This is a genomic window from Actinobacillus genomosp. 1, from assembly GCF_029774175.1.
In the GTDB taxonomy this organism is placed as follows: domain Bacteria; phylum Pseudomonadota; class Gammaproteobacteria; order Enterobacterales; family Pasteurellaceae; genus Actinobacillus.
Genome location: NZ_CP103834.1, coordinates 296,847 through 314,728, shown reverse-complemented (window position 1 = coordinate 314,728; position 17,882 = coordinate 296,847). Strand labels below are relative to the sequence as shown.

The 17,882-nt window shown below is 42.2% G+C and carries 12 protein-coding genes, 2 tRNA genes, 3 rRNA genes and 1 pseudogene; 10 read left to right on the top strand and 8 right to left on the bottom strand.

What is annotated here, in order from left to right; genetic code table 11:
- Positions 1-61: 61 nt before the first annotated feature.
- From apt to NYR63_RS01440, 9 genes and pseudogenes are all read left to right on the top strand, one after another.
- On the top strand, positions 62-601 hold the full coding sequence (gene apt / locus NYR63_RS01480; RefSeq protein WP_279457848.1) for an adenine phosphoribosyltransferase: 540 nt from the start codon (positions 62-64) through the stop codon (positions 599-601).
- A gap of 45 nt (positions 602-646) precedes the next feature.
- Positions 647-2,712, top strand: a pseudogene (gene dnaX / locus NYR63_RS01475) (DNA polymerase III subunit gamma/tau).
- A complete protein-coding gene (locus tag NYR63_RS01470) occupies positions 2,712-3,620 on the top strand; it encodes an ABC transporter ATP-binding protein (protein ID WP_279457847.1) in 909 nt (302 codons plus the stop codon). The pseudogene dnaX and the gene NYR63_RS01470 overlap by 1 nt, the downstream one beginning before the upstream one ends.
- 3 nt (positions 3,621-3,623) lie before the next feature.
- Positions 3,624-4,385, top strand: a complete 762-nt coding sequence (locus NYR63_RS01465) for an ABC transporter permease (protein ID WP_279457846.1) — start codon at positions 3,624-3,626, stop codon at positions 4,383-4,385.
- Between the two features lie 95 nt (positions 4,386-4,480).
- Complete coding sequence (gene modA / locus NYR63_RS01460; RefSeq protein ID WP_279457845.1) at positions 4,481-5,239, top strand: molybdate ABC transporter substrate-binding protein; 759 nt, start codon at positions 4,481-4,483, stop codon at positions 5,237-5,239.
- 54 nt (positions 5,240-5,293) lie between these two features.
- Positions 5,294-5,983 (top strand): molybdate ABC transporter permease subunit, encoded by a 690-nt coding sequence (modB, locus tag NYR63_RS01455; RefSeq protein ID WP_279457844.1) that lies wholly within the window; start codon positions 5,294-5,296, stop codon positions 5,981-5,983.
- 3 nt (positions 5,984-5,986) lie between these two features.
- Positions 5,987-7,042, top strand: a complete 1,056-nt coding sequence (gene modC, locus NYR63_RS01450; RefSeq protein ID WP_279457843.1) for a molybdenum ABC transporter ATP-binding protein ModC — start codon at positions 5,987-5,989, stop codon at positions 7,040-7,042.
- Between the two features lie 47 nt (positions 7,043-7,089).
- Positions 7,090-7,524, top strand: coding sequence for a type II toxin-antitoxin system RatA family toxin (locus NYR63_RS01445; RefSeq protein ID WP_279457842.1), 435 nt, complete (start codon positions 7,090-7,092; stop codon positions 7,522-7,524).
- Complete coding sequence (locus NYR63_RS01440; protein WP_279457840.1) at positions 7,514-7,813, top strand: RnfH family protein; 300 nt, start codon at positions 7,514-7,516, stop codon at positions 7,811-7,813. Before NYR63_RS01445 ends, NYR63_RS01440 begins: the two co-directional genes overlap by 11 nt.
- Before the next feature lie 44 nt (positions 7,814-7,857).
- On the opposite strand, the gene tdeA is transcribed toward NYR63_RS01440, so the two are convergent.
- From tdeA to gpt, 3 genes are all read right to left on the bottom strand, one after another.
- Positions 7,858-9,252, bottom strand: coding sequence for a toxin/drug exporter TdeA (tdeA, locus tag NYR63_RS01435; protein ID WP_279457839.1), 1,395 nt, complete (start codon positions 9,250-9,252; stop codon positions 7,858-7,860).
- A 118-nt stretch (positions 9,253-9,370) separates the two neighbouring features.
- Positions 9,371-9,991 carry a guanylate kinase gene (gmk, locus tag NYR63_RS01430; protein WP_279457838.1) on the bottom strand — a complete coding sequence of 207 codons (621 nt, stop codon included), beginning with the start codon at positions 9,989-9,991 and terminating at the stop codon, positions 9,371-9,373.
- Positions 9,992-10,073: 82 nt separating this feature from the next.
- Complete coding sequence (gene gpt, locus NYR63_RS01425) at positions 10,074-10,547, bottom strand: xanthine phosphoribosyltransferase (RefSeq protein ID WP_005600318.1); 474 nt, start codon at positions 10,545-10,547, stop codon at positions 10,074-10,076.
- 183 nt (positions 10,548-10,730) lie between these two features.
- Between gpt and NYR63_RS01420 the strand changes: the two genes are divergently transcribed.
- Positions 10,731-12,185: an aminoacyl-histidine dipeptidase gene (locus tag NYR63_RS01420; RefSeq protein WP_279457837.1), complete on the top strand. Its 1,455-nt coding sequence runs from the start codon at positions 10,731-10,733 to the stop codon at positions 12,183-12,185.
- Between the two features lie 210 nt (positions 12,186-12,395).
- Here the strand turns inward: NYR63_RS01420 and rrf are convergent.
- The 5 genes from rrf to NYR63_RS01395 form a co-directional block, all read right to left on the bottom strand.
- A 5S ribosomal RNA gene (rrf, locus tag NYR63_RS01415) occupies positions 12,396-12,511 on the bottom strand.
- A 164-nt stretch (positions 12,512-12,675) separates the two neighbouring features.
- Positions 12,676-15,574, bottom strand: a 23S ribosomal RNA gene (locus NYR63_RS01410).
- Between the two features lie 240 nt (positions 15,575-15,814).
- Positions 15,815-15,890, bottom strand: a tRNA-Ala gene (locus tag NYR63_RS01405).
- Between the two features lie 51 nt (positions 15,891-15,941).
- Positions 15,942-16,018: transfer RNA gene (locus tag NYR63_RS01400), tRNA-Ile, on the bottom strand.
- An 82-nt stretch (positions 16,019-16,100) separates the two neighbouring features.
- A 16S ribosomal RNA gene (locus tag NYR63_RS01395) occupies positions 16,101-17,640 on the bottom strand.
- The 16S, 23S and 5S rRNA genes sit together here with 2 tRNA genes alongside, the layout of an rRNA operon.
- Positions 17,641-17,882: the final 242 nt, after the last annotated feature.

The following is a 17,882-nucleotide window of genomic DNA, read 5'->3' as shown; positions in this document are numbered from 1 at the left end:
TAATTTTGCTCAATTTTGCTAAATTCTTCAGGTTATTTTGCTATTTTTTAAAGGTCTAACCATGAACCAATTAGATTTAATCAAATCTTCAATCAAATCGATTCCTGACTATCCGAAAGCAGGTATTATTTTCCGTGACATTACCTCATTATTAGAAGTGCCGGAAGCATTTAAGGCAACCGTAGATGCCATCGTTGCCGAATTTAAAGATAAAGGTATTACTAAAGTCGTCGGAACAGAATCTCGCGGCTTTATCTTTGGTGCACCGGTAGCACTTGCGTTGGGCGTACCTTTTGTATTAGTGCGTAAACCGAAAAAATTACCTCGTGAAGTGATTTCACAATCTTATGCTTTAGAATATGGCGAAGATACGTTAGAGATCCATTTAGATTCAGTAAAAGAAAGTGACAACGTATTAGTTGTAGACGATTTATTAGCAACCGGCGGTACGATTGACGCTACGGCAAAATTAATTCGTCGCTTAGGTGGTAAAGTAGAACACGCAGCCTTTGTGATTTGGTTACCGGATTTAGGCGGAAAAGAACGTCTAGAAAAAGAAGGCATCAATTCATTCACATTGGTTGAGTTTGCCGGTCATTAATATTTCTTAGTACGGAATACTATTCCGTAACACATAAGAGTCGCAATGAGTTATCAAGTTTTAGCCCGTAAATGGCGTCCGCAACGTTTTTCTGAAGTTGTCGGGCAGCAACACGTTTTATCTGCATTAGAAAATGGTCTGCGTGAAGGCAGACTTCATCACGCCTACCTGTTTTCCGGTACACGTGGAGTGGGTAAAACTTCGATTGCACGCCTATTTGCAAAAGGCTTAAACTGTGAAACAGGTATCACTGCAACGCCATGTGGTGAATGTGCAAATTGTAAAGCGATCGAAGAAGGTCGCTTTATTGATCTGATTGAAATTGATGCGGCTTCACGCACCAAAGTCGAAGACACACGTGAGTTGCTTGATAATGTTCAATACAAACCAACAGTCGGACGCTTCAAAGTTTACCTGATTGACGAAGTGCATATGCTTTCTCGTCACAGTTTCAATGCTCTACTTAAAACGCTGGAAGAACCTCCGGAATACGTAAAGTTCCTACTGGCAACGACAGATCCACAAAAACTTCCGATCACGATCTTATCCCGTTGTATGCAATTCCATTTGCGTGCGTTGGATCAAGCTCAGATCGCAAACCATCTCGAATTTATCCTGCAACAGGAGAATATTCCCTACGAGTCAGCTGCTATTGAAAAACTAGCAAAAGCAGCCCAAGGTAGTATTCGTGACTCATTAAGTTTAACTGATCAGGCAATTGCAGTAAGTAATGCAAATATTAGCTTACTAATCGTACAGCAAATGCTCGGTTTAATTGATGATCACCAGCCAATCGAATTAGTCACCGCACTTGCCCAAGCAGACGGTGAAAAAGCAATGTCAGTTATTCAATCCGTTGCTGAAAAAGGGGTTGATTGGTCACAACTACTCTCGGACATTGCCCAAACGTTACATCAAATTGCGATGCTTCAGTTGCTCAAAAATAGTGAGCAGGAACAAACTCAGCTGCATTTTTTAGCAAAACAAATTGCGCCTGAAGACGTACAATTTTTCTATCAGTTAATGCTCAGCGGTAAAAAAGAACTGGAATTTGCGCCGGAACAACGTGCCGGTGTAGAAATGACTATTTTACGTGCATTGGCTTTCCATCCTAAACGTGCTGAAGAAATTAATCGCCAACCGGTAAGGGAAGTTGTTCAAACAACAGCGACTGTATCGCATACACCGCAGCAAAATATTGAACAGCTCAAAGCACGTCTAACACAAAACCACACACCGCAAGCGGTTAATTCTGCTCAAAATTTTGCAACACAACCCGCTGCAAAAATACCGGAAAATTCAACCGCTTATCCGCAGCCCGCCGCAAGCGCAGTTGAAAGCGGTTCAGCGTCTGTGTCACCGGCACTTGCAGCAATGCAAGCCCGTAAACAGTTGCAGCAAACTCAGGCACAACTTACTCAAAACGAAAAAAAAAGCCTGAGTTAGCTAAACCGGCTATTTCATCGGCGAGCAGACCAAATTCACAAAATACGCCAAGTTTACAAGAGCGTTTTATGAATTTGGCAACTGAGCAACAAACGCAAGCTCAGCTTCAACCAACAAAGCAACCAGAAAAACCATTAAGCGATGAAGATTATCGCTGGACGTGGCTCAATCCCGAATTAGAAACCCAAAATGAAAGCACTAAACCATCCGATATCAAACAAGCGATCTTGCAAGAGCGTACGCCGGAATTAGTGGCAAAAACAATCGCATTATCTTGCGAGCAAGACGAATGGTGCCAAATTGTGAATGAATTAAAACTCGGTGGTTTATCTCGTCAAGTGGCATTAAACAGTTATTTGGCCGAAAAACAAGGTGAACAGCTTACATTGATCCTCAAACCGGCAATGGCACATTTAGATAATGCCGAATCTCGCCAAAGCTTAGCAACAGCCTTACAAGAAAAAGGCCTTAGCTATGAATTGAGTATCGGCGAGAGTACAGAACATAAAACACCGCTTGAAATTCGTCGAGCCATTTTCGAACATTTAACGCTCGAAGCGAAAAAAGCACTTACCAATGATGAAAAATTAATGTTGCTACGCCAAGCATTTGATGCGGAAATCGATGAAAGTACAATTCGAGCCGTTGCAGAGAATAAAGAATAATGAAAGCCCTAGAAATCAAAAATCTTATCAAAACTTATCCGACCGGCGTTCAAGCAGTAAAAGGAATCGATCTTAGTGTAGAACAAGGCGATTTTTACGCACTACTTGGCCATAACGGTGCAGGTAAATCGACTACCATTGGGATTATTAGTTCGCTAGTAAATAAAACCAGCGGCAGCGTAAAAGTATTCGGCTACGATCTTGATACGCAAAAAATTCAGCTTAAACAGCAAATCGGGCTGGTACCGCAAGAATTTAACTTCAATCAGTTTGAGAAAGTGATTGATGTCTTAACTCAGCAAGCCGGTTATTACGGTATTTCGCATAAAGAAGCGGTAAATAGAGCCGAAACTTGGTTGAAAAAACTCGATCTGTGGGAAAAACGAAATCATCTTACCCGAGAACTTTCCGGTGGTATGAAACGCCGAGTGATGATAGCTCGAGCTTTAATGCATAATCCGAAATTACTGATTTTAGATGAGCCTACCGCCGGTGTCGATATTGAGCTACGCCGCAGTTTATGGGATTTTTTACGTGAACTGAATCAGCAAGGCACCACTATTATTTTAACCACTCACTATTTGGAAGAAGCGGAAAACCTTTGCCGCCATATCGGTATTATTCAAAACGGCTTATTGGTTGAAAACACCTCAATGAAAGCCTTGCTCTCCAAATTAGAGACGGAAACTTTCGTGCTAGATTTACAAAAAAAATCGGAAAATCAACCGCTTGAAATTCACGGCTATCCTACGCAATGGCTAGATGAAAACACGCTGGAAGTGGAAGTAAAACGTGAACAGGGTTTAACTAATCTGTTCCAACAAATTGCACGACAAGATGCGGAAGTACTTAGTATGCGTAACAAGTCTAACCGCCTTGAAGAACTCTTTATGAAAATGGCAAATTAATATATGAATTTAACTGGATTTTTTACTCTTTCCGCCAAAGAATCTCGCCGTATCATTCGCATTTGGCGTCAGACTCTTGTGCCGCCGATTATTACTACAACACTCTATTTTCTTATTTTTGGTAAACTTATCGGTGGGCGTATCGGTGAAATGAACGGGGTCGGTTATATGCAATTTATTGCACCGGGACTAGTAATGATGAATGCGATTACCGCTTCTTACGTAAATACCGCTTCATCCTTTTTCCTCAGTAAATTTACGCGTAACTTTGAAGAATTGCTGGTTTCACCACTTTCGACGCATAATATTATTTGGGGTTATGTGATGGGAAGTATTGTACGAGGCGGATTAGCCGGCATTTTAGTGATGTTGGTCGCACTCTGCTTCGTATCGTTTGATATTCATTCGTGGGCAATTATTTTACTGACTTTATTAATGACAACCATTGCCTTTGCACTCGGTGGATTAATTAATGCGGTATATGCAAAATCATTCGATGATGTCGGATTAATTCCGACTTTTGTTTTAACTCCTCTTACTTACTTAGGCGGTGTGTTTTACTCGATTTCGCTTTTACCCGAATTTTGGCAAACCGTATCCAAATTTAATCCGATTGTGTATATGATTAACGGCTTCCGTTACGGTTTTTTAGGTATTAGTGATGTGTCGGTATCCTATACTTTCGTAGTGTTAATTTTATTTATTACCGTGTTATACTACATCGCCTTTTCATTGATTGAGAAGGGCGTCGGGCTTCGTAGCTGATTTTCTTTGCCAAGGATAACACGAGAGAGATTTGCTAAAGTCAGCTAAAAACCGACCGCTTGCTCTCGTGTTAAATGCTTTAAAGGAATTTCAATATGAAACGATTATCTAAAACTTTCTTTATTGGAGCGTTAGTGCTTTCATCGCCTTTCGCATTCTCTCAAGACATTACTGTCTTTGCCGCTTCATCAATGACTAATGTATTGCAAGAAATCCAACAAGATTTCACTAAGCAATATCCTGATGATAACCTTATCTTTTCCTTTGCCTCCAGTTCGGTATTAGCTAAACAAATCGAACAAGATGCGCCGGCAGATGTATTTATTTCCGCTGATCTAAAATGGATGGACTACTTAAAAGAAAAACAGCCTACCAAAACTCAAAATATCCGTCATCTTGTCAAAAATGAGCTGGTTTTAATTGCACCAAAAGACAGTTCATTAGTAGCAAGCGATATACAAGCGGTCGATTTTGCTAAAATTTTAGTCAATAGCTATTTATCTGTTGGCGATCCAGCACATGTACCGGCAGGCAAATACGCAAAAAAAGCATTGGAATATTACGGCTTATGGCAGGCTGTTGAGCCAAAACTTGCTCGGGCTAAAAATGTACGTGATGCGCTTTCATTCGTTGAACGTGGTGAATCGCCATTAGGTATTGTGTATTCCACAGATGCTAAAGTATCCGATAAAGTCAAAGTCATTGCCATATTTCCGACTGAAAGCTATGGGGAAGTCGTTTATCCTGCTGTAACACTGAGTGATAAATCAGAGGCAAAAGCATTTTTAGACTTCCTCTATACCCCTGAAGCGAAAGCAAAATTTAAAGCGGCGGGTTTCTACCCCGTTAATTAATCTCACAAAAGGGATAGCTTATCGCTATTCTTTTTCTTCAATGGTTAATCACTCATGCTTAATTTTACCCCTCAAGAACTTGATGCTATTTTCTTAAGTTTGAAAGTCGCTTTACTTGCGGTTGCTTTATCGTTGCCGTTAGCAATCTTGATCGCATGGTTACTATCCCGTAAACAATTCTGGGGAAAAAACTTATTAAACGGTATTGTCCATTTACCGCTTGTATTACCGCCGGTGGTTATCGGTTATTTACTATTAGTTTCAATGGCGAAAAAAGGTGTAATCGGTCGGTATTTATGGCAGTGGTTTGAATTTTCGTTTAGTTTTTCTTGGAAAGGTGCGGTACTTGCTTCAATGGTGATGGCATTTCCGTTGATGGTTAGATCGATCCGTTTGACATTAGATGCGGTCGATCCGAAATTAGAACAAGCCGCTAGAACATTAGGCGCATCTCCGTTAAAAGTCTTTTTTACGCTTACCCTGCCGCTTTCCTTTTCGGGTATTATCGCTGGAGCCGTACTCGGCTTTGCCCGTTCACTAGGCGAATTTGGTGCAACAATCACCTTTGTTTCCAATATTCCGAATCAAACTCAAACTATTCCGTCCGCACTCTTTACTTTTATCGAAACACCGGACGGTGAATTGGCTGCCGCACGTTTATGTGCCGTTTCGATTATGATTTCCTTAATTGCGCTGTTTGCTTCCGAATGGTTTGCCGAAAAGCAAAAACGCTTACTGAATTAACTTATGCTTCAATTAAATCTACATCAAACGCTCGGACAACTTGAGTTAGCGGTAAAGCTAGATATCCCGAATAAAGGCGTTACCGCTATTTTCGGGCGTTCCGGAGCTGGTAAATCGAGTTTAATCAATCTGATTGCAGGTTTATCTACCCCACAAAAAGGCTATATCCGCCTTAATCAACAAACTTTATTCGATAGCGAACAAGGGATTAATCTGGCGCCGGAAAAACGAAAAATCGGTTATGTGTTTCAAGAACATCGACTTTTTCCGCATTACACGGTTGAGAAGAATCTCAAATACGGTTACAAGCGGTCGGATTCCGTCCATTTTTTGCAAATCGTACAATTACTTGGCATTGAGCATCTACTTACTCGTTTTCCTGCCAGTCTTTCCGGTGGCGAAAAGCAACGTGTCGCAATCGGTAGAGCGTTATTAAGCGAACCGCAACTATTGCTGATGGACGAACCGCTATCCGCACTTGATTTGCCCCGTAAACAAGAATTGATCGATTATTTAAGCAAACTTGCCGCTCAAATTGAGATCCCGATTTTATATGTCAGCCACAGCATAGAAGAAATCATTCGTTTGGCGGATAACCTTATTTTACTCGAACAAGGTAAAGTTACGCTTTTTGACAGTGTTACTAACGTATGGCACCACCCTGCATTTACCGCTTGGCAGCCGGATTCACAAAAAGTCAGTTTATTAGAATTACCAATTCACTCTTATCAACCCACTTATAAAATGGTTGGTTTAAATATTGGTTCGCAGCAAATGTGGATAAATGAAACCCCGCACTATCAAATCGGTGATAAATTGCGTATTACGATTGCCGGTAAAGATGTTTCAATCAGTTTAGAAAAACCAAATAACAGCTCTATTCGTAATACATTGAAAGGAAAAATTACTGAGATTCTTTCACATTCGGATCGAATGGATATTGCCGTAGTCATTGATATTTATACAATATGGGCAAGTATCAGCTTATGGTCGTTCGATGAACTTGCATTAAAAAAAGGACAAGACGTGTATTTACAAATCAAAAGCGTTTCTTTGTAGAATTGCAAAAATTTAGTAAAATACAACCGCTTACAAAGAGAAAAAATATGCCTATTGTTAATCAATCTTCGCTTGTGCCTTATAGTGCCGAACAAATGTATCAACTCGTAAACGATTACGAAAAATATCCGCAATTTTTATCCGGCTGTGTCGGAGCTCAAACGATTAGTCGTGGTGATAATGAGTTGGAAGCCGAATTGCAAATTCAAAAACTAGGTATCAGCCAAAGTTTTAGTACACATAATAAAATGATCTCTAACGAACGAATTGAAATGAAACTGGTCAACGGCCCGTTCCGACAATTACAAGGAGCTTGGACATTTCAGCCGTTTGACGAACAAAGTTGCAAAATTTCACTTTATTTAGAATTTGAGTTTTCAAATCCCGTAGTAGGAATGGTATTCGGAAAAATATTTAATGAGCTTACGCTAAAAATGGTCAATGCTTTTAAACAACGTGCGAAAGAGGTGTATGGTGTCTGATATAGAGAAAATCGAAGTAGAAGTGCTTTTTGCCTATCCGAATAAGCATTTTTTAAAGAAAATCACTCTTGATGCGGCTACGACTGTCCAAAATGTTATTCTACAATCCGGTATTTTAGAAAAATACACTGAAATTGATTTAAGAACCAACAAAGTCGGTATTTTTAGTCGTCCGGTCAAGCTAACCGATATGGTGGAAAACGGTGATCGTATTGAAATTTATCGCCCGCTAATTGCCGATCCGAAAGAAATTCGCCGTAAACGAGCTGCCGAACAGAATAAAAAATAGTAAAAAGCACGAAACTTTATTTCGTGCTTTTATTCTTCGTAATACTATCTTCTATATTTACCCGCCATGGACTGATATACCGTATTCTCGTTTGATAGAATCATATACTTCTGATTCAGAATGGAGAGCTGAGAATTTAATTCCGTATTCAATGCGCTAATCCATTCACGGAACTCCGATACGCCTTGTTCATAACGATTTTTATAATAGCTACTGATACGTTTGTCATGCTCATACGCCTGTTGTAAGGTCGCATAACTGCTAAGTGATTGTTGATAAGCATAGTAGTGGCTATCAATTTCATTTAATGCACTTGTTACCGTCTGTTCATAATTTAACTTCGCCGTCATATAATCCGACTCGGAAATTTTCACATTATTTTTTACTCGATTCCAATCTAAGAAGGGTAAATCAAATGAAATTACGCCGTTACCGACCGGATTATCGCTAATATTTGCAACTTTCGATGCACTGGCTGAAATTGAACCGCCGAGCGTAACTGTCGGGAACCAACTTTTTTCTGTCGCAGTCAAGGATTTAAATGCGCTTTGTAAACGATTTAAACGAGCTACAACATCCGGACGATTTGCAATTGCCGATACCGGTACATTTAAATCAATACCTTGCAATTTAACACCTAAAATACTCGGATAACGAGCCGGTAATGCTTGATTCGGTTTTAAATTTAGCAAATTACGTAATGTTTGCTCTGCAGTTTTGAGATTGGTACGAACCGAAATTAAACTATTACGTGCGTTTAACGTTGCCTGTTGAGCTTGTTCTACCGCTAAACGATCGATTGCACCTGCGGCATACTTATTATTTAAGATAGTTGAAATCTGCTGATAATTATTAATCGTACGTTCAATCACAGCGATCGCATCTTTATAATAGGCAATTTGATAATAAGTCGAAACAACAGAGTTTAATAATGAAAGACGTGTCGCTTTTAAATCTTCAACCGTCGCTTTATGCTCCCATTCCGCCGCACTTGCCGCATCCGCTAGACGATGCCATAAATCAAGTGTGTAACTTAATTTAAAACTTGTCGTATTTGAAATAGTCGATACACCTGTTGAAACTTGATTTGACGTAGAACCGACACCTTTCGCTGCAGATGTAGAACCTGATCCGCTAAAAGTCGGCACTAAATTCGCACCGACTAAATTCGCATTATACAGTGCTCTATTTACTGCAATGGCACTTTTCGCTAAATCCAGGTTGTTAGCAATCGCTTGATCAACAAGCGAATTTAACTGACTATCATTATAGCCTTGCCACCATTGTTCATTAATCTGAAATTGCTTAGTAATCTCTTCGTACTGCTGATAAGTTGCTTGTGCTTGTTCGATCGAACCGTCCGCACTTAATTTTGTTGTTGAACAAGCCGATAAGGCAAGTACAACGGAAAGTGTTAAAGCTAATTTTGAAAGTTTCATATTATTTCCTACAAACTGCTATCCATCGGAGAAACTATATTTAAATAAAGGCTATTATTAAGCCAATCAGAATAAAAAAATAGTTCGTTTAGGTAAATTTTTACTAAATTTAGTCCGCTTATTCCGAGAGTAATTGACGAATCAACTTTTGATGTCGAACCGCCTGAGCCGATTGTTTCAAACGTTCCGAAGTCAAAATACTTTTTAATTCGCTTAATGCGGTTTGAAAATCATCATTAACAATCACATAATCAAATTCATTGTAATGAGACATTTCCGATACTGCTTCAGCCATTCTTTTACTAATCGTTTCTGCGGAGTCTTGTCCTCTGCCGATTAAACGTTTTTCCAATTCCTCACGAGAAGGCGGTAAAATAAAAATAGTCTTTACATTCGGAACTTTATTACGAATTTGACGGGCTCCCTGCCAATCAATATCTAAAAATACATCAATCCCATTCTCCAGACTCTTTTCTATCATCGGCAAAGAAGTACCGTAATAATTACCGAATACTTCAGCCCATTCTAAAAAATGCCCTTGCTCAATTAATGATTCAAATTCGGTATGATTCGTAAAATAATAATGTACCGCATGCGATTCACCCGGACGAGGGTTACGTGTGGTATGCGAAATAGAAAGTTGAACTTCCGAACGAGGTAAATCCGCTAATAATGCATTGATTAACGATGATTTACCGGCACCGCTTGGCGCGGAAAGAATGTAAAGATTACCTAACATAACAATGATTTATGATTGAAAATGAGAAAGTTAAAATTGAAAATGGAGAACCAATCTTAATCAGTTCTCCATTATTCACGAATTACTTACGTGCAAGAGGCGGAACAAACGTGATGCCTAAGTCCCAAGGTTGTTCAATCCACGTTTCTTGAGGAATATCAATCACATAGTCATCAACTAACGGTGCACCCGCCGGTTTAGCGAATACAGTGACAAATTTCGCTTTAGGATACATTTTACGGATTTCTTTCGCCGTATTACCGGTATCAACTAAATCATCTACGACAATAAAACCTTCGCCGTCAGTTTGTGCAGCGTGTAATACTTTTAATTCACCTTGTTCATCATGGTCATAGCTGGAAATACATACGGTTTCAACATGACGGATACTTAATTCACGCGCAAGTACCGCAGCCGGGAATAAACCGCCGCGACTTACCGCAATAATGCCTTTCCATTGAGATGCAGGTAAAAGACGTTCCGCTAATTTACGGGCGTGCATATGGAACATATCCCAAGTTACAACATATTTTTCGTTTGTGTATTTTTCACTCATAAAAAGTCCTAGATAAAAAAAAGCGGTGCCAAGACACCGAATAAAAAAATTGCGTTATTCTAACCTAAAAAGCGCATTCGTGCTATCATTTCCATTGTTCTTCAACAATAGCGGTCAAATTTTTGCAAAATTTTACGAATTTTTGACCGCCGATAAATAATTAGATAAATACTAGAGGTAAATATGTCTGAAATCACAAAACTTTCTCCGACTTTATTATGGCAATGGTTCGATAAAGTCTGTGCGATTCCTCACCCGTCTTACCATGAAGACCAACTTGCGGAATTTATCGTTGATTGGGCAAAATCCAAAAATTTATTTGCCGAACGAGATGAAGCGGGAAACGTATTAATTCGTAAACCGGCTACGCAAGGTATGGAAAATCGTTGTGCTATCGCACTTCAAGCTCATTTAGATATGGTGCCGCAAGCAAATGCCGCTACTCAGCATGATTTTCTCAAAGATCCTATTCAACCTTATATTGACGGAGAATGGGTAAAAGCCAAAGGAACGACGCTAGGTGCCGATAACGGTATTGGGCTTGCCTCTTGTCTCGCCGTATTAGAAGCGGATGATATCGCTCATCCTGCACTCGAAATCTTACTGACGATGAGTGAAGAAGTCGGGATGGAAGGTGTCTTAGGCTTACGTCCGAATTGGCTACAATCAAATATCATGATTAATACCGATACCGAGGAAAACGGTGAAATTTATATCGGATGTGCCGGCGGCGAAAACATTAACTTATCGCTTCCGCTTCAATATGAAACAAATGCTCACGATTCTGCATTGCAAATTACTTTAAAAGGCTTGCAAGGCGGGCATTCTGGCTGTGATATCCATACAACGAGAGCTAACGCTATCAAATTAATGGCAAGAATCTTAGCAGAGATACAAACACATTATCCGATTCAAATTTCTGCTTTAAAAGGCGGCTCTGTACGTAATGCGATTCCACGTGAAGCTCAAGTAACTTTAACCGTTGCTGCAAATCATCAACAAAATGTAATCGCTTATTTAACCGAATTAGCAAAGAAAATTCAAAACGAACTGAGATTAGCGGAAGCTAATTTGAAACTTGAAATTGAGCCGAGTCAATTACCGAATCAATCATTAACTGTTGAATCAACTCAAAAAGTAATCCATTTACTTAATGTATTGCCAAACGGCATTATCCGTAATAGTGATGTTGTCAAAGATGTAGTAGAAACCTCATTAAGTATCGGCTTAGTCAAAATTGAGGAACAACAACTCACCGCAACGATTTTAGCTCGTTCATTAATCGAAAGCGGAAAAGAAGATGTGAGAGGAAAAATCAATTCGCTTGCAGCATTAACCGGTGCGAAAGTTACATTCTCAGGAAACTACCCTGGTTGGGAGCCTGATACTCATTCACAAATTACACCATTAACAAAAACAATTTACGATGAAGTATTAGGTTATGAAGCTCAAATTAAAGTTATTCATGCCGGATTAGAATGCGGATTAATCAAAAAAGTATATCCGACTATGGATCTAGTATCTATCGGTCCAACGATCCGTAATGCTCATTCACCGGACGAAAAAGTACATATCCCAGCAGTTGAAATTTACTGGAAACTTATCACTAAATTACTTGCTCAAGCACCGGTAAAATAATCCTATAAAACAAAAACGGCTAGAAGTTTACCTCTAGCCGTTTTTGTTTTTCGATATCACTCACCGTAACGCATGTTTCACGATTCCCACTAAACCGCCTAAAAGCCCTTTTCCGCTGAGTTATCAACGTGCTTTCTCAATTTCCCAAAAGCAAAAACCCTGTCGTTATCACTAACCACAGGGTTTCTTTTCGCTCTCGCGCTAATTTCAATCTGGCGATGCCCTACTCTCACATGGGGAAACCCCACACTACCATCGGCGTTACTGCGTTTTACTTCTGAGTTCGGAATGGAGTCAGGTAGAGCCACAGCACTCTGGTCGCCAGAATATTCTGTTGATGTCTTTTGTCTTCTTTATCTGTCTTTTTCTTTGTTCTTTATTTGTCTTTTTATTGACATCTTAAATTCGAAACAAGCTGTTCACTGATTTTTTAGTCTTTCGTTCTTTGTTTAGTTTCTTAACTTCACGCCCAAAAACACTTGAGCGTTGTATAGTTAAGCCTCTCGGGCAATTAGTATGTGTTAGCTCAACGTATCACTACGCTTACACACCACACCTATCTACGTCGTAGTCTCCAACAACCCTTACAGTCTTATAGACTGGGAGAACTCATCTTGAGGCAAGTTTCGTGCTTAGATGCTTTCAGCACTTATCTCTTCCGCATGTAGCTACCCAGCAATGCCTCTGGCGAGACAACTGGAACACCAGTGATGCGTCCACTCCGGTCCTCTCGTACTAGGAGCAGCCCCTCTCAATTCTCCAACGCCCACGGCAGATAGGGACCGAACTGTCTCACGACGTTCTAAACCCAGCTCGCGTACCACTTTAAATGGCGAACAGCCATACCCTTGGGACCTACTTCAGCCCCAGGATGTGATGAGCCGACATCGAGGTGCCAAACACCGCCGTCGATATGAACTCTTGGGCGGTATCAGCCTGTTATCCCCGGAGTACCTTTTATCCGTTGAGCGATGGCCCTTCCATTCAGAACCACCGGATCACTATGACCTGCTTTCGCACCTGCTCGACTTGTCTGTCTCGCAGTTAAGCTTGCTTATACCATTGCACTAACCTCACGATGTCCGACCGTGATTAGCAAACCTTCGTGCTCCTCCGTTACGCTTTGGGAGGAGACCGCCCCAGTCAAACTACCCACCAGACACTGTCCGAGACCGCGTTCCGCAATCTTCGTTAGAACATCAAACGTTAAAGGGTGGTATTTCAAGGACGCCTCCACAATCACTGGCGTGACTGCTTCAAAGGCTCCCACCTATCCTACACATCAAAATTCAATGTTCAGTGTCAAGCTATAGTAAAGGTTCACGGGGTCTTTCCGTCTAGCCGCGGGTACACCGCATCTTCACGGCGATTTCAATTTCACTGAGTCTCGGGTGGAGACAGCCTGGCCATCATTATGCCATTCGTGCAGGTCGGAACTTACCCGACAAGGAATTTCGCTACCTTAGGACCGTTATAGTTACGGCCGCCGTTTACTGGGGCTTCGATCAGGAGCTTCTCTTGCGATAACACCATCAATTAACCTTCCAGCACCGGGCAGGCATCACACCCTATACGTCCACTTTCGTGTTTGCAGAGTGCTGTGTTTTTAATAAACAGTTGCAGCCAGCTGGTATCTTCGACCGGTTCAACCTTCGTGAGTAAATCACTACAATCTACGCCGGCGCACCTTCTCCCGAAGTTACGGTGCTATTTTGCCTAGTTCCTTCACCCGAGTTCTCTCAAGCGCCTGAGTATTCTCTACCTGACCACCTGTGTCGGTTTATAGTACGGTTTAGATAAACCTGAAGCTTAGTGGCTTTTCCTGGAAGCGTGGTATCGGTAACTTCATCTCCGTAGAGACTCGTCATCACTTCTCGGTGTTATGTACATCCGGATTTGCCTAAATGTACCACCTACCGGCTTAAACAGACATCCAACAGTCTGATTACCTAACCTTCTCCGTCCCCACATCGCAGTTTATCCAAGTACGGGAATATTAACCCGTTTCCCATCGACTACGCTTTTCAGCCTCGCCTTAGGGGCCGACTCACCCTGCCCCGATTAACGTTGGACAGGAACCCTTGGTCTTCCGGCGAACGAGTTTTTCACTCGTTTTGTCGTTACTTATGTCAGCATTCGCACTTCTGATACGTCCACCAAACTTCTCAATTCAGCTTCATCCGCTTACAGAACGCTCCCCTACCCAACAATGTTTCCATTGATGCCGCAGCTTCGGTGACTAGTTTTAGCCCCGTTACATCTTCCGCGCAGGCCGACTCGACTAGTGAGCTATTACGCTTTCTTTAAATGGTGGCTGCTTCTAAGCCAACATCCTAGCTGTCTAAGCCTTCCCACTTCGTTTCCCACTTAACTAGTACTTTGGGACCTTAGCTGGCGGTCTGGGTTGTTTCCCTCTCCACGACGGACGTTAGCACCCGCCGTGTGTCTCCTGAGTATCACTCTTCGGTATTCGCAGTTTGCATCGGGTTGGTAATCCGGGATGGACCCCTAGCCGAAACAGTGCTCTACCCCCGAAGGTGTCCGCTCAAGGCTCTACCTAAATAGATTTCGGGGAGAACCAGCTATCTCCCGGTTTGATTGGCCTTTCACCCCCAGCCACAAGTCATCCGCTAATTTTTCAACATTAGTCGGTTCGGTCCTCCAATTAGTGTTACCCAATCTTCAACCTGCCCATGGCTAGATCACCGGGTTTCGGGTCTATACCTTGCAACTCTTCGCCCAGTTAAGACTCGGTTTCCCTTCGGCTCCCTTATTCAGTTAACCTCGCTACAAAATATAAGTCGCTGACCCATTATACAAAAGGTACGCAGTCACAAGATTTCTCTCGCTCCCACTGCTTGTACGTACACGGTTTCAGGTTCTATTTCACTCCCCTCACTGGGGTTCTTTTCGCCTTTCCTTCACAGTACTGGTTCACTATCGGTCAATCAGGAGTATTTAGCCTTGGAGGATGGTCCCCCCTTCTTCAAACAGGATTTCTCGTGTCCCGCCCTACTTATCGTTAGCTTAGTACCATCGTAATGTTTTCGGATACGGGATTATCACCCTCTACGATTGAGCTTCCCAGCTCATTCTCCTAACAAAACGATTATCACTAACAGGCTCTTCCGCTTTCGCTCGCCGCTACTTACAGAATCTCGGTTGATTTCTTTTCCTCGGGGTACTTAGATGTTTCAGTTCTCCCGGTTTGCCTTATTAAGCTATGGATTCACTTAATAATACTAGATTCTTCATCTAGTGGGTTTCCCCATTCGGATATCTTGGATTAAACGCTTCTTATCAACTCATCCAAGCTTTTCGCAGATTAGCACGTCCTTCTTCGCCTCTGATTGCCAAGGCATCCACCGTGTACGCTTAGTCACTTAACTATACAACCTCAAATGTTCTTGTTCTTTCAAACTTTTACATTTAACGTGTTGATTAATTCAACTAAACACTTGACTGCTTTTGTTCAGTCAAGATTTTTTAACTACTCAGACTTTCTTTCGAAAATCTCTCAGTTTTTCAGCTTGTTTCCAATTTTTTAAAGAACAATTTAAGACAATAATTTGACTTATCATCATGACTAAATAAACAAATACACCATTTATTCACTTAGTCATGATGATTGGTGGAGATAAGCGGGATCGAACCGCTGACCTCCTGCGTGCAAGGCAGGCGCTCTCCCAGCTGAGCTATATCCCCATACATCATGACTTAATATAATCACACCTTTCGGTTTTCACTCGTTTAGAGTGGTGGGTCTGAGTGGACTTGAACCACCGACCTCACCCTTATCAGGGGTGCGCTCTAACCACCTGAGCTACAGACCCAAAAGGATGCCGGATTATATCCGTTTTCGTCTTCTTTCTATCAAACAATCTGTGTGAGCACTCGCTGTCGCTTAATTCTTGGTAAGGAGGTGATCCAACCGCAGGTTCCCCTACGGTTACCTTGTTACGACTTCACCCCAGTCATGAATCATACCGTGGTAAACGCCCCCCTTGCGGTTAAGCTATCTACTTCTGGTACAACCCACTCCCATGGTGTGACGGGCGGTGTGTACAAGGCCCGGGAACGTATTCACCGCAACATTCTGATTTGCGATTACTAGCGATTCCGACTTCATGGAGTCGAGTTGCAGACTCCAATCCGGACTTAGACGTACTTTGTGAGATTTGCTCCATGTCGCCATATTGCTTCCCTCTGTATACGCCATTGTAGCACGTGTGTAGCCCTACTCGTAAGGGCCATGATGACTTGACGTCATCCCCACCTTCCTCCAGTTTATCACTGGCAGTCTCCTTTGAGTTCCCGGCCGAACCGCTGGCAACAAAGGATAAGGGTTGCGCTCGTTGCGGGACTTAACCCAACATTTCACAACACGAGCTGACGACAGCCATGCAGCACCTGTCTCAGAGCTCCCGAAGGCACTCCCGTATCTCTACAGGATTCTCTGGATGTCAAGAGTAGGTAAGGTTCTTCGCGTTGCATCGAATTAAACCACATGCTCCACCGCTTGTGCGGGCCCCCGTCAATTCATTTGAGTTTTAACCTTGCGGCCGTACTCCCCAGGCGGTCGATTTATCACGTTAGCTTCGGGCACCAGTCTCAAAGACCAATCCCCAAATCGACAGCGTTTACAGCGTGGACTACCAGGGTATCTAATCCTGTTTGCTCCCCACGCTTTCGCACATGAGCGTCAGTACATTCCCAAGGGGCTGCCTTCGCCTTCGGTATTCCTCCACATCTCTACGCATTTCACCGCTACACGTGGAATTCTCCCCCTCCCTAAAGTACTCTAGTTGACCAGTATGAAATGCAATTCCCAGGTTAAGCCCGGGGCTTTCACATCTCACTTAATCAACCGCCTGCGTGCCCTTTACGCCCAGTTATTCCGATTAACGCTCGCACCCTCCGTATTACCGCGGCTGCTGGCACGGAGTTAGCCGGTGCTTCTTCTGTGACTAACGTCAATTGAATGCCCTATTAAAACATCCACCTTCCTCATCACCGAAAGAACTTTACAACCCGAAGGCCTTCTTCATTCACGCGGCATGGCTGCATCAGGGTTCCCCCCATTGTGCAATATTCCCCACTGCTGCCTCCCGTAGGAGTCTGGACCGTGTCTCAGTTCCAGTGTGGCTGGTCATCCTCTCAGACCAGCTAGAGATCGTCGGCTTGGTAGGCCTTTACCCCACCAACTACCTAATCCCACTTGGGCTCATCTCATGGCATGTGGCCCGAAGGTCCCACACTTTAATCCTAAGATATTACGCGGTATTAGCTACAGTTTCCCGTAGTTATCCCCCTCCATAAGCCAGATTCCCAAGCATTACTCACCCGTCCGCCACTCGTCACCCAAGGAGCAAGCTCCTTTGTGCTACCGTTCGACTTGCATGTGTTAAGCCTGCCGCCAGCGTTCAATCTGAGCCATGATCAAACTCTTCAATTCAAAAAGTTTAATCGCTCAATATACTGCTTAGCTAAGTTCACTTCCCTTACCTAACCAAGTTAAGTAAAAAGAAAAATATGAATTTCTAGTTTAAGCACCTATTAAGACTTCAAGTTTTAAATAATTTTTTAAAATCAAGTCAATCAACAAGTGCCCACACAGATTGTCTGATATATTGTTAAAGAGCAAAAAAGAACGACGCACTGCATTTACTTCTCGTTCACAACAGCGCGTCGTTGTGT

Bases quoted from the DNA above. Each gene is read 5' to 3' on its own strand.
- NYR63_RS01470 (WP_279457847.1), top strand. From the start codon at position 2,712: ATGAAAGCCCTAGAAATCAAAAATCTTATCAAAACTTATCCGACCGGC.
- apt (WP_279457848.1), top strand. From the start codon at position 62: ATGAACCAATTAGATTTAATCAAATCTTCAATCAAATCGATTCCTGAC.
- tdeA (WP_279457839.1), bottom strand. From the start codon at position 9,252: ATGAAACTTTCAAAATTAGCTTTAACACTTTCCGTTGTACTTGCCTTA.
- gpt (WP_005600318.1), bottom strand. From the start codon at position 10,547: ATGAGTGAAAAATACACAAACGAAAAATATGTTGTAACTTGGGATATG.
- modC (WP_279457843.1), top strand. From the start codon at position 5,987: ATGCTTCAATTAAATCTACATCAAACGCTCGGACAACTTGAGTTAGCG.
- gmk (WP_279457838.1), bottom strand. From the start codon at position 9,991: ATGTTAGGTAATCTTTACATTCTTTCCGCGCCAAGCGGTGCCGGTAAA.
- modB (WP_279457844.1), top strand. From the start codon at position 5,294: ATGCTTAATTTTACCCCTCAAGAACTTGATGCTATTTTCTTAAGTTTG.
- NYR63_RS01440 (WP_279457840.1), top strand. From the start codon at position 7,514: ATGGTGTCTGATATAGAGAAAATCGAAGTAGAAGTGCTTTTTGCCTAT.
- NYR63_RS01445 (WP_279457842.1), top strand. From the start codon at position 7,090: ATGCCTATTGTTAATCAATCTTCGCTTGTGCCTTATAGTGCCGAACAA.
- NYR63_RS01465 (WP_279457846.1), top strand. From the start codon at position 3,624: ATGAATTTAACTGGATTTTTTACTCTTTCCGCCAAAGAATCTCGCCGT.
- modA (WP_279457845.1), top strand. From the start codon at position 4,481: ATGAAACGATTATCTAAAACTTTCTTTATTGGAGCGTTAGTGCTTTCA.
- NYR63_RS01420 (WP_279457837.1), top strand. From the start codon at position 10,731: ATGTCTGAAATCACAAAACTTTCTCCGACTTTATTATGGCAATGGTTC.